Annotated in this window: 12 protein-coding genes; 1 reads left to right on the top strand and 11 read right to left on the bottom strand. The window is 39.7% G+C overall.

All coding sequences use genetic code 11. From position 1 onward, the window contains the following. Positions 1 to 305: 305 nt before the first annotated feature. From CSV79_RS10410 to CSV79_RS10460, 11 genes are all read right to left on the bottom strand, one after another. Positions 306 to 734: a VOC family protein gene (locus CSV79_RS10410; protein ID WP_099688991.1), complete on the bottom strand. Its 429-nt coding sequence runs from the start codon at positions 732 to 734 to the stop codon at positions 306 to 308. A 271-nt stretch (positions 735 to 1,005) separates the two neighbouring features. Continuing rightward, a complete protein-coding gene (locus CSV79_RS10415) occupies positions 1,006 to 2,814 on the bottom strand; it encodes a M3 family oligoendopeptidase (RefSeq protein ID WP_099688992.1) in 1,809 nt (602 codons plus the stop codon). A gap of 143 nt (positions 2,815 to 2,957) precedes the next feature. Continuing rightward, positions 2,958 to 4,835 carry a serine hydrolase gene (locus tag CSV79_RS10420; protein WP_099688993.1) on the bottom strand — a complete coding sequence of 626 codons (1,878 nt, stop codon included), beginning with the start codon at positions 4,833 to 4,835 and terminating at the stop codon, positions 2,958 to 2,960. Positions 4,836 to 5,002: 167 nt separating this feature from the next. Next, positions 5,003 to 5,194 carry a hypothetical protein gene (locus tag CSV79_RS10425; RefSeq protein WP_099688994.1) on the bottom strand — a complete coding sequence of 64 codons (192 nt, stop codon included), beginning with the start codon at positions 5,192 to 5,194 and terminating at the stop codon, positions 5,003 to 5,005. Next, the gene (locus CSV79_RS10430; RefSeq protein WP_099688995.1) at positions 5,178 to 5,438 is read right to left on the bottom strand and encodes a hypothetical protein; all 261 of its coding nucleotides are present in this window, start codon (positions 5,436 to 5,438) and stop codon (positions 5,178 to 5,180) included. Before CSV79_RS10430 ends, CSV79_RS10425 begins: the two co-directional genes overlap by 17 nt. Positions 5,439 to 5,629: 191 nt before the next feature. Then, positions 5,630 to 6,034, bottom strand: a complete 405-nt coding sequence (locus CSV79_RS10435) for a hypothetical protein (protein WP_099688996.1) — start codon at positions 6,032 to 6,034, stop codon at positions 5,630 to 5,632. Positions 6,035 to 6,241: 207 nt separating this feature from the next. Then, a complete protein-coding gene (locus CSV79_RS10440) occupies positions 6,242 to 6,760 on the bottom strand; it encodes a CcdC family protein (protein ID WP_099688997.1) in 519 nt (172 codons plus the stop codon). Continuing rightward, positions 6,753 to 7,085 (bottom strand): thioredoxin family protein, encoded by a 333-nt coding sequence (locus CSV79_RS10445; protein WP_099688998.1) that lies wholly within the window; start codon positions 7,083 to 7,085, stop codon positions 6,753 to 6,755. The genes CSV79_RS10440 and CSV79_RS10445 overlap by 8 nt, the downstream gene beginning before the upstream one ends. A 32-nt stretch (positions 7,086 to 7,117) precedes the next feature. Next, positions 7,118 to 7,828 (bottom strand): cytochrome c biogenesis CcdA family protein, encoded by a 711-nt coding sequence (locus tag CSV79_RS10450; RefSeq protein ID WP_099688999.1) that lies wholly within the window; start codon positions 7,826 to 7,828, stop codon positions 7,118 to 7,120. A gap of 126 nt (positions 7,829 to 7,954) precedes the next feature. Next, complete coding sequence (locus tag CSV79_RS10455) at positions 7,955 to 9,733, bottom strand: ABC transporter ATP-binding protein (protein ID WP_099689000.1); 1,779 nt, start codon at positions 9,731 to 9,733, stop codon at positions 7,955 to 7,957. Next, complete coding sequence (locus CSV79_RS10460; RefSeq protein ID WP_099689001.1) at positions 9,726 to 11,486, bottom strand: ABC transporter ATP-binding protein; 1,761 nt, start codon at positions 11,484 to 11,486, stop codon at positions 9,726 to 9,728. Before CSV79_RS10460 ends, CSV79_RS10455 begins: the two co-directional genes overlap by 8 nt. A gap of 509 nt (positions 11,487 to 11,995) precedes the next feature. Between CSV79_RS10460 and CSV79_RS16825 the strand changes: the two genes are divergently transcribed. Beyond that, on the top strand, positions 11,996 to 12,166 hold the full coding sequence (locus tag CSV79_RS16825; RefSeq protein ID WP_158232512.1) for a hypothetical protein: 171 nt from the start codon (positions 11,996 to 11,998) through the stop codon (positions 12,164 to 12,166). Positions 12,167 to 12,317: the final 151 nt, after the last annotated feature.

The following is a 12,317-nucleotide window of genomic DNA, read 5'->3' on the forward strand; positions in this document are numbered from 1 at the left end:
TTGCCTCCTAGTGTGGATATCCACACAATATGTTACTATACTTGCTCAAATCACCTTAGACGAAAGACAAATCTATTCTCTATCGGAAGAACAAAGATAATACTTCTTAAGAATAACAGAGAAATGTTCAAATAGCAAATGAAATGATTCGTATTGAAAATAAAGACATTACAATCTTCCTAAAAACATCGCGTGAGGTTGCATGTAGGGAGTGAATATAGAATATCGTTATGTGTAACTGAGTAAGCCTTCTGACCATTCGTGAACAGAAGGCTATGTTTATGTCTGTAGTCTTTTTGCTAATATTATTGTTGCTCTTCTGGGACATTCACTTGGAAAGTAACGCCGAACTTGTCCTTTACTTGTCCATACAAAGGGCTCCAATCGGTCTTCTGAAGAGGCATGATTACTTGTCCTCCGTCCGCCAATGCGGCGAAGATTCCTTCAGCCCTAGCCTTTTCTTTAGGATGGATAGCCAGTTGAATCGAATTGCCTGGCTGATAAGGCATTCCTTCGTACGTATCGCTAAACATGAGATCTGCTTCTCCAACTTTCAAGTGTGCATGCATAACGCGATCCTTCATGTCTTCCGTCAACGGATGATTTGGATCCGCCGGCATATCTCCGAAAGTCATGATACCTATCACTTTCCCACCAAGCGCTTTCTCGTAGAAATAGACTGCTTCTTTTGTGTTACCATCAAAAAGCAAATAAGGGTTCAAACTGATTGACATCATTCAACAGCTCCTTAGTTCAAATTATTTACAAAGCTTAAGTAACTTTCCAAGTGGCAGTTACCACCAACTAGTATTACATAAGCATACTTTATACTACAGAATATACATTCGTCAAAAAGTTTGGATACTAACAACCTGTACAGGTAAATGATACCCTAATCGCCCTGGGCTACAATTTTGTAGATGGACTTTTTCACTTGCGCAACCCTACTAGTAGAAACAGGCACGTACCTCGCTTGATAAAATGAGATACGTACCTTCTACACATTTATTTCTTCAATGCATTCGTCAATTCAATAAATTCTTCTACATCTTTTCCAACGAGCTTAATTCCAGCAACCCAGAAATCTTCTTTCGTGATGTCTACATCCAGATGTTTCTTAGCCAGGTCTTCTACTGTCATTGATCCGGTATCCCGCAGTAAGGCAATATACTTCTCTTCAAACCCTTCCGGCTGTTTCAAGTATTCCGCGTAAATACCTAGGCTGAATAAATAACCAAATGTATACGGGAAATTATAGAACGGTATACTATCGATAAAGAAGTGTAACTTGGCTGCCCAGAAATGTGGATGATAGGAGGATAGACTATCACCAAATGCTTCTTTTTGTGCGTTGACCATTAATTCATTCAAACGTTTTTCTGATACAATTCCTTTTGCACGTTCCGTGTAAAAGCGATCCTCAAATAAGAAGCGAGCATGAATATTTAAAAACATCGCGGTTGCGCCTTCTAATTTATTCGCGAGAAGGGATACTTTTTCTTCAGTAGATGCAGCATTTTTCACAGTTGCATCTGCAATAATGTTTTCAGCGAACGTACTGGCTGTTTCCGCCACATTCATGGCATAGTTACGGTTCAATTCCGGTAAATCCTTCATTACGTAACTATGAAACGCATGGCCCAATTCATGTGCTAATGTACTCGTATCATTTGGTGAACCCGTGAACGTCATGAAAATACGTGACTCTTCAAATTCCGGTAAGCTTGTGCAATACCCACCTGGACGTTTATTTGGGCGATCTTCTGCCTCCACCCAGCGGTTTTCCAGCGCATGTTTTGTAAAGTCCGTCAGTTTCGGACCAAATGACGAGAAGTGCTCAATGACAAAATCACAGGCCTCATCATAGGTGAATCGTGTAGGTTTTGTTTCACCTACTGCAACGGGCCCAGCAACATCTTGCCATCCTAACTGATCCATACCGAATAAATCTGCTTTTTGTGCCAAATAATCAATAAATGTTTGTTTCTGTGCGTCCACTGCAGACCACATCGCAGTAAGTGTCTTCTCCGTCATGCGGTTGTATTCGAGCGGTTCTTCTAAATGACCTTCTCTTCCGTGAGCTTGTTGTAATGTTAAGCGATAACCAGCTAAATGATTCAGGATGTCTGCGAAGATCGGCCCGTTTTTCGACCATGTTTTTTCCCAGTTTTCAAAAAGTTCCGCACGCACCGCTACATCAGGATCAGCGTACATTTTGTTCATCGCTTGCCCGACAGATAGCTCAGTCGTTTTGCCGTCTTGAGCTGTAAAGGGAACCGTCATGACGGAGACGACTGTATCATATAAATCGCTCCATGCTGCGATGCCGTCTTTATTTAATGTAGCAATTAGTTTCTCTTCCTCTTCAGATAAAAGTCGTTTGCCTTGTTCACGTGTCTCATCTAATGAAAAACTGATTTTTGTAAAAGCATCCTGTTGCAAGAGTGTGTTCCATTTCTCATCTGGGATCGCTACCAGTTTTTTAGTGAAGATCGTTGATAGTTGCTGGATTTCACTCCATAATTCCATCACTTGACCTTTGACAACGCTTGCATGTTCATCGTCCATGAAGGCGTCATGCCACATATTGATAAATGTACCTACCTGACCTAGACCTTTACCAATTACTTCTTGTTGCGATAATATTCCTTGCAAGTTAGAAGCATCGTTAGCTGGATCGCTATTCCACGCCTGTAACTGATCTGCATACCGTTTAATCTCTTCTTTTATAGACGTAATTTTGGTCTGTACTTCTTTTGAGTTTGTTCCACCTGTAAATATACTCTCTAAATCCCATGTATTGTTATATTTCATATTGCGTCACTCTCCTAATGTATCTTCTGTTATAGGGTGTGCCAAACAGAGATGGCGTATTCTTTTCATCAAAAATATATGACTTTAAGTAAAATTCTTCAAGTAGTTAAGTAAGTGACGCGATAATTCTTTCTGTGCGTTACTTAAGAATAAAACTGCCATGTGATTAGTAAAAAGATTAATATACTAATAGTAACGATGGATAGAAGATAAATAGCCCTCTGGAATTTCGTTAGTGCTGCCTTTTTCCAATTAATTAGAACGAAAATAATAAAAATAACACTTACAATCGTTAACACATAATTAGCCACTAGTTGTGGGAATACTTCAATATATCCTCGATCACTAGTACTCAACATTCTACTTACTAATAAAATAATATTTACGATAAAAGCTGTACCAACAATATTTAGTAGGTAAATCCATTTTTTTATTTTTACAGAAGGTTTTCTTCTTCTTCGATTCAACATACCGATTATGAGTAAAACGAATGGGGAAACAATAAAGTATATTACACAATAAATGAATAATACAGCACTTATTGTTAACCAAGATCTACTTTTATCCATAGGGAGATAATCTGTAATCGCTGTGGAAATTTGTTTCACTTCTCCATCCTCTATTGAAAAATGAAGAACATTTGTCAGAATAAACATAGGACTACCAGTTGTCATTTTATAGACGTTTGGATGTATTTGGACGTAATTAGCTTTCATACCTGCCAAACTCACTTCAATTTCATTCGCATTGAGTGATTTCACTGTAAGTGGTAGTAAATAGTAATATAAATTTAAGAAGCCACTTTTCATTCTGCGAGTAGTAAGATACGTTCCTTCTGTTAGTTGTGCGTTTGGTAAGTCCGCCAATTTCACTTCTTCATCTAACTCTTTCTCGCCAACCAATTCCTTCGTCAGCCCATAGGATATATCCATCTCTGAGGCTTGATTCGTTACTATGATTACTGCAAATTTTTCTTCTGGGACGATATGAAAATTGCTTGTAAAGGAAACTGTATTTCCACCATGTGTGAATCCTTTAAACTTTCCATCATACTCCCAAAAACCATGTGCGATACCAGGGACATTTTCATTCACCGCATAACTTTGCGAAAGCATTGTATCTAACGTATTTTCATCCGTAAACAAAACGTTTTCAGTATCGGATTGCGGCATAAGTGCCATGGCAAACGCAGCTAAATCTTGTGCTGTTCCATTTATTCCACCGCTTGGATACATGGACATATAGTACGGTGTCGATCGTTTGAAATTCCCTTCTTCAATAAGCTCATATCCATGTACTTTGTTTTTTGTTATTTGCTCATTTCTCCCTAAAGACAAATAGGCAGTTGAATCTAGAATACCTAATTTTTGAAATATATGTTCATCAACATATTCATTAAAGTCTTGTTCTGTAAGTAATTGAACGATATATGCAGCTAAGGATGTTGAATAATTTGAATAAGCAACGACTGTACCTGGACGATATACTTGGTTTGGCTCGGCAATTTTCAATCCTTCTTCTAAAGACTTTACAGAGTATTCGGTAGCATATCCCAAATCAAAAATATTTTCCTCAAATCCCGCCGTGTGATTCATTAAATCCAACATAGTGATCGGTACATCATATGTTAGCTTTGTTAAAAATCCTTGCGGTAAATAGTTGTTTATATTTTCATCTAAATCGATTTTTCCTTGTTCGACTAATTGCATGACAGACACCCAAACAAACAATTTACTAACTGAACCCCACTCAAAAACAGCAGTATGAGCATCTAGTTTAATTTGGTTTTCAATATCTGCGTAACCATATCCTTTTGATAAAACCACTTGATTATCTTTCAAAATCACAATCCCTGCACCCGCAGTTGTTTCACCAATATACTCATCTACATAATCGTCTACGAAACGTTCTACATCGGATAATGAAATTCCAGATGGTGTTGTAAGTTCATTGGCGTAATTTGTTTCGGTAAAAAACAAAGATAAAGCTAGTAGTAATAAAACGGCAACATTTTTATTCATGTAGCATCCCCTTTATAAAAGGAGACACAATTCAACTGTGAATTGTGCCTCCATTTTACTTGCTATTTACTATTTTCTCTCCATCAACTGTACGACTAGCTGATCTTTTGAAATACGCTAGTTTAATAATACAAACGACAGCGGTGTTTCGAAGGAGTTTCTCCAGTTTATTTAAAATCTGGCACAACTTCAGCACGTTCACTTTCATCAATAGTATATTCTATGCCATATTGATAAATATCTAATGTTATTTCTTTCATCCAGACAATCGAGCCAAGTAGCTTATTTGTTTCTGCAAATAAATACGTCTCAAATTCAAGAATGAAGAGGGATTTGTAAAAATCACCTTTTTTCCACAAACGTTCTATTTTCTAATTTGAGATCATTAGATATATCGATTGTTCCAATCTTTAATAATTCTTCAAATTCATTAGCTGAAACTGGCTTCGAAAATAAATATCCTTGAATAATCTTACAGCCCAGTTGCTTTAAAATATAAGCACCTACCAAAGCCTCTTCCACAATCCCTCTAAATTTCGCCTCTGATTCCAGTAAGCTATTTTCAACTTTCCGAGTTTCAGATTGATCTTTTATAATTCCCAAAACACCGGTTACCTTCCCCTTTACAATCGTAGGAATCAGTAAAATGTATCTATATCTATATTTATCATCAATACATTCCTTTCTTTTGAATGCCACTTATGTAGTTCAGATAATTTTAATAATTAACTAATATCTATTATCTTACCATATAATTTTCCAAAAGATTAACATGTATAGGCACATTCGATACCTTATTTTACAGACTGTTGTCTATATGATTTTATTTCCTTTACTTTTCCAGACCTTGCAGCATTGGAAAACGTATATACATCACAGAAATCAATAATTGTATTTGGCCCTAATGAAATCACACCATTAATTGAAGCAAATTTTCCATGCGTTAACACTTGATAAATTTCAAGGCACTCAATGGTATTTGTTTCATCCTGTACACTGGCAAGTACTGAACATAGTCCCTCCACTTTTTTATTTTCCTGTAATTGATACCATATTATAGATTCAGCTGCATAGTCCGTAATGATTTCAAGTTGTTGCTTTAGTATAGCTACGGTGAAATCAATGACTAGTTGCTTCCTTGGGGCATTGTCAGATCCTTTTGGAACGATTAATTTCATCTCGTTTTTGGAACGATTCATTTCATTCAACTCCCTATGAAATTACATATAGTAGGTATACTGTTAATCATTTACTAGATAAGCTTAACCTATGATTCTTTTGCAATCAAACTAATATTAATCACATTCCTTTATACTCCCCACTATATTTCACCATAAGAAAACACCCCATAAGTTAGATTGTGTAACTCTAACTTTCGGGGTGCATACCAGATGTTAATTCTAGTATTACTTACTATATTGGTTCTCCAGTCGCTTATACTTCATAAGCATCCCAATCCGCCACGGCAAAATCATCGAAAACGCAAGAATGAAGAACATCCCGCCAAGTTCTCCGACATCAATCGTATTACTTAAGACGATCTTGCCGAGCAGCCGAATGACGAGCAGCCCCAGTAAAATCACGAGAAAAGCTTTTGACTTCTTCAAATAAATGCCGTCTTCCTTCATTTCAAACCGCGTCGTATAAATCAAGAATGTGGAGAATATAAGACCGACAAGACTCGCTTCTGCTACTTGTGTCCACGGTACTTGAAATTCATCAAACAAGAACATGAACATACCCGTTGACATAAATAGTGGCGGCAGAATAATCTTCCTTGCCTGGATTGGCTTATTCGCTGCCTTCGCTCGCATCGTATAGACAATCGTCGTCATCACAACGAAAACGACTGTAGAAGCGATGATTAAGTAGATTGGTGGAATACTATTGAATATATAATCGACTAATTGTTGTAACTTAAGCATTTTCTACGTTCCCCCACTGAACCAATTCCTCCATGCGCTTTTTCAAATCATTCATCGGAACAATTCTAGCGAAACGAGCAAGTTCCTTTTTGTCGTGGAATAACAACACGACAGGCGCTGTGAATAGCGCAAGTTGTCCTGCGATTTCAGGTACTGCGGATGCATTGACTCGATAAAACGGAAACGGGTACTCACTTTCAAGTGCCGCCACTTGCGGATAAAGTCCTTCACACACCGAACAATGGTCCGCTTTTACAAACAATACTAACTGCGTGGAAGCTTCAAGTAGTTCTTGCCACTCGTCAAAAGAAGTAATTTCCTGCATTGTACACCTCTCTCCCGCATTCACTGCTTTCATTAGAATCCTTGGAAATCTCCGAAGATCGGGCTCAGTAAACTAGTCAAAAACACCATACCGTCAAAGAACAACAGAATACCGAATGCAATCATTAAATAGCCACCGACTTTCGTGATGGTCATACTATGTTTGCGGATCCAACTGATTCTTGTGACAAAGAAGGACAAGAAGAAGAAAGGAATCGCAAAACCGAGTACATACAGCATCATATACAGCATACTAGACGCTGGATTGGTTGCGGCGAGATAAATGATTGCGCCGATAATGGGGCCCATACATGGCTGCCAACCTGCTGCAAACGCCAAGCCGATCAGTGCAGTACCGAAATAGCCCGCTGGACGATTTTTAAATTGAAGCTTTCTCTCTTTCATCAAAAACTCTGGTTTAAATAATCCGATCGTCATCAATCCGAAAAGTACGATGAAAATTGCGCCCAATTGACGGATCAAGTCTTGATACTGTAAAAAGATCGAACCGATAAACGACGTACTGAATCCCAAAATAACAAATACGACTGAAAATCCTAGTAAAAAGAACAGCGTATGTAAAATACCCGTGCGGCCCATTCCTTTTGATTTGTCCCCAAGATCATCGAGTGACATGCCGGTAATATACGATATAAAGGCCGGGTATAGCGGTAATACGCAAGGAGAAATGAAACTTAGAAAACCTGCTCCAAACGCGAATAAAATATTTACATCCGTCCCCAACAAAATTCCTCCTTCAACTTCAGGAATAGTAGAAAGCTGACGAGTTTGCCAGCGTTCCCACTCTATCGTACCAAACCGAAGGACAGATTACGCATCATTTGTTTGTGACATCTTTTTGACGGTACATCAAGTAGTTTCTTGTTTGCCATTTTGCAATTCATACATCGTGTGATACAAGCCTTTTTGCGCCAATAACTCCCCATGCGTTCCGCGTTCAACGATTTCGCCACGATGAAGTACGAGAATTAATTCGGCATCTTGAATCGTACTCAAACGGTGCGCAATCGCAATTGTCGTTCGACCTTGCCGCATTTTCGCTAGACTCGTTTGAATAGCTACTTCCGTTTCTGTATCAATATTCGCTGTCGCTTCATCCAGAACGAGCACTTTCGGATTCATCGCAATCGTTCGCGCAAATGCAAGTAACTGACGCTGACCACTTGATAATGTAGACCCTCGTTCGGTCACTTTTTGCTCATAACCTTTTGGGAGTTCATTGATGAAATGATCGGCTTGTACGAATTCTGCTGCCGCTCGTATATCTTCATCGGTCAATTTGTCGTTATGCAGTCGGATATTACTCGCGATATCGCCATAGAACATGAACGGATCTTGTAGCACCAATCCGACTTTCGCACGCAACTCTTCTATTGGATAGTCTTTCAGCGACACACCATCGATTAAGATTTCGCCCCGCTCGTATTCATAGAAGCGCATAAATAAGTTGATAATCGAACTCTTCCCGCTACCTGTATGACCGACAAGCGCAACAGTTTCGCCCGCATTTGCTTTGAATGAAATATCTTTCAATACATCATGTTTGCCGTCATAACTAAACGTCACATTACGGAATTCAATTGTTCCATTCGTAATTTTCTTCGTAGCGTTCGCAGTTTGCGTAGGTTCTAGTTCTGTATCATCAATCAATGCAAACACGCGTGACGCCGAAACAATTGCTTGCTGGAAAATCGATAATCGCGCCATCACTTGTTGGACCGGCTGGAATAGGCGACGCAACAACGTAGTGAACGCATAGATGACCCCGACATCCACTGGCTGTGCAAGTGATACCAACCCAAAGTAACTAAGTACTGAAACAATCGCGACTGTATAAAGTAAATCGATTAACGGAGTAAGTAATAACGTATCGAACTTAATATTACGCATGCCTGCGCGATAATGACCTTCATTGACCTCTATAAATTCATCGGACAGTCGTTTTTCCTGACGAAACGCTTGAATCATTCCCATACCAGAGAGTGATTCTGAGATTTTTGCGTTCAACTGACTCAATCGTTCCCGTATATCCTGATAAAATTCCGAGCTGTAATGACGATACACAGCGACCACGAGTAAAAATACCGGTAGTAAGATCAATGTATACAGCGCAAGTTTCGGATCCAGTGTGAACAACGCAATATAGACACCAATCAATCCGAAAATCGCTTGTAGAAATGTGGACGCCACACTGACGAACATTTCCTTAATCGACTCCGTATCATTTGTTACTCGCGAGACAACCCCACCCGCAGGCGTCTGATCAAAATAACGCAATCCTAGCTTCTGCACTTTCGTAAAGACATCAATCCGGATTTGTTGGATGATTGCTAGTGCGAGCTTTTGGAAACGCAACGTTTGAAAATAGGAAGCGATCATATTGACGAGTTGCAGTGCAATATACATACCTGCCAGCAACCATAGCGGCTTCATTGGAAACTCCAGCGGTACGACATAGTTATCGATAAATGTTTGTATGACTAACGGACTGACTACAGTAGCCGTCACCGTTAATAGAAGCAAGACAATCGCAAGTAACGCACTGCCTTTAAATGGCAGGATATAACGCGCTAAACGCACAAACGTCTTCCATTGATCTTTAGCAGACATGTCTTGTTGCTTATTCATATGTCCCGCCTCCTTGCTCCACAATGGATTCAAGCTGTTGCAAATCGTACATTTCTTTGTAGATCCCTTGTTGTTTAATCAATGTTTCATGATCACCAATTTCCACAATTTCTCCCTCGTCCATCACGAGTATTTGATGGGCATGTTGAATAGCGCTTAAACGGTGAGACGTAATAATCGTCGTCTTATCCTTTCGCTGCTCTTTCAATGCATGAAGAATCGCTTCTTCCGTCCGCGCATCGACTGCAGACAATGAATCATCCAGCAATAATAATTCAGGATTCATCAACAGCGCACGAGCAATCGATACTCGCTGGCGTTGCCCACCGGATAACGACACACCACGTTCGCCAACAAGTGTTTCGTAGCCATCACTAAACGACAGAATATCTTCGTGAATATGTGCGGATTTCGCTGCCGCCACAATTTTCTCAGGATCCGTTTGTGGATTCGTAAACGCAATATTTTCAGCAAGTGTCGTAGAAAATAGGAAATGGTCTTGCGGCACATAACCAATTGCCTGGAGTAAACACTCTTTCTTATAGTGCGTAATCGGAATCCCTCCATAGCGGATCTTTCCTGTATAATTATCAAATTCACGCATCAATACTTTAAGGAGGGCTGTCTTACCGGATCCTGTTTTACCAACGATTCCGAGTGTTTCCCCTTGTTTCAACGTGAAGTGTAAATTACGCAAAGAAGGTCTCGTATCGTCTGGGAATGTAAACTTGTCCACCGCAAAAACGATATCCCCATGAGGAAGCTTCGCAATCGCATTCGGTTCATCCTGAATTTCCGGATCCACCGCAAGCAGCGATAGGATTCGTGTATACGACGCATTTCCACGCTCGACAATATTAAATAGGAAACCAATCGCCAACATCGGCCACGTCAATAATCCTAAATAAGCAGTAAACGCTATTAAGTCACCAATCGATAAGTCTCCAGACAAAATGAAACGCGTACCGAAGTAAAATGATAATACATACGAAATCGCAAAAATCCCCGCAATTGTCGGATCAAATAACGCATCAATTTTTGCGACACGCATATTCTTCGCCACGACACGCTTGGAACGTTCCGTAAATTCCGCGATATCTTCTTCCTGCTGCCCGAACGTCTTCAGTACTTTCACACCTGAAATACTTTCCTGCGTTTTATCATTCAAATCCGAAAACGCTTCTTGTGCGATGCGGAATCGCTTGCGCAGCAGTCGGCCATAATAACTCGTTAATAAGACCATAAATGGAATGGGAATGAGTGCAATTAACGTTAGCTTCCAACTAATCGTCAACGCCATCGTCAAAATAACAAAGCCACCCGTCGATAGTGAATCCGCTAGCGTCAAAATTCCCATACCTGCTGTTTGCTGCACTGCGTTAATATCATTCGTCGCATGCGCCATCAAATCCCCAACTCTTCGGCGCTGATAAAAGGACGGAGACATCCGCGTGAAATGCAGGAATAACTGCTCCCGCAACGTTCGCGCCAAATACACGGAAGAACCGTAAATCATCGTCCGCCACAAATAGCGCCCCCCATACATCAATAACCCCGCCACCGCTAAGATAATCATCCAGCGCGTCAACATCTGTGACGTTAACTCGTCCTTCGTCACCGCATCTACAATCATGCCGATAATCTTAGGGGGCGCTAGTTGGAGGAGTGCCACAAACATTAACGTAATAATTCCAATGATATATTGCTTTTTTCGTTCTTTAAAAAACCAGCCTAAATCAACTAAAACTTTCATGCACTTTCTCCTTTCTGCAGATCTATACCTTTACCCATTACTTCATCGGCCTAGTCCCCAATTGAGTTTACCAAAACTCTTATGATATCGAAAGGCACGCAACTTACATCTTTCGGTTATTGAAATAGTTCGTTATGAATTACCTAATTTATGGGAAATGTTAACTAACTACTTCTACTCACTGTAACGTTAAACAAGTGGTGAGGTTTGGTAAGTTTAAAGTTTCGGTTGGCAAAAAAGACGTTAAACGGTAACATGACCGTTGTAGAGATTGTAAAAAAACATGTATGTATGTCACAATACTCCACTTTATTACTCATAAGCCTGATAAATGGATGGAATTCGTTAAATGTATGTTGATCGTGAATTATAGAAGTGATAGTAGAAAGCTACGTATTTCCAATTGATGAAACTTATCGGTCATTTCGAGCGTATCACTAGTAGTGCTTTGTTTTATTCAACTAACAGGCCATTTCATGAATCATTATAAAAAGGAGGAATATAAATAAATGCGTTCTACTAAAACAATGCTACTGGGTATTGCACTGATGCTTGTTGCATTGTATATACCACATGAAGTTGCTTTTAGAACAGGTGGTAGCGAGATTTTCCTTTTAGTTATAGGACTTATTATTGTATTAATAGGCCTTTTCATAAAAGATAAAAAATGCAATTCATAGATGAATTACTTAACTAACGGGCGCGATTGCGTTACATGATTTATTCGTAGTCACTTAGTTGATCGGAGCGGAAGCCGGCGACTCCGGGAGGATCAGCGGGACAGGTGAAACACCTAGCGAGCGAAGCGAGGAGTGTGGTTCACCGCCCGCC

Source organism: Sporosarcina sp. P13, assembly GCF_002743055.1.
Lineage (GTDB): Bacteria > Bacillota > Bacilli > Bacillales_A > Planococcaceae > Sporosarcina.

Bases quoted from the DNA above. Each gene is read 5' to 3' on its own strand.
- CSV79_RS10435 (WP_099688996.1), bottom strand. From the start codon at position 6,034: ATGAATCGTTCCAAAAACGAGATGAAATTAATCGTTCCAAAAGGATCT.
- CSV79_RS10415 (WP_099688992.1), bottom strand. From the start codon at position 2,814: ATGAAATATAACAATACATGGGATTTAGAGAGTATATTTACAGGTGGA.
- CSV79_RS10460 (WP_099689001.1), bottom strand. From the start codon at position 11,486: ATGAAAGTTTTAGTTGATTTAGGCTGGTTTTTTAAAGAACGAAAAAAG.
- CSV79_RS10440 (WP_099688997.1), bottom strand. From the start codon at position 6,760: ATGCTTAAGTTACAACAATTAGTCGATTATATATTCAATAGTATTCCA.
- CSV79_RS10410 (WP_099688991.1), bottom strand. From the start codon at position 734: ATGTCAATCAGTTTGAACCCTTATTTGCTTTTTGATGGTAACACAAAA.
- CSV79_RS10455 (WP_099689000.1), bottom strand. From the start codon at position 9,733: ATGAATAAGCAACAAGACATGTCTGCTAAAGATCAATGGAAGACGTTT.
- CSV79_RS16825 (WP_158232512.1), top strand. From the start codon at position 11,996: ATGCGTTCTACTAAAACAATGCTACTGGGTATTGCACTGATGCTTGTT.
- CSV79_RS10445 (WP_099688998.1), bottom strand. From the start codon at position 7,085: ATGCAGGAAATTACTTCTTTTGACGAGTGGCAAGAACTACTTGAAGCT.
- CSV79_RS10420 (WP_099688993.1), bottom strand. From the start codon at position 4,835: ATGAATAAAAATGTTGCCGTTTTATTACTACTAGCTTTATCTTTGTTT.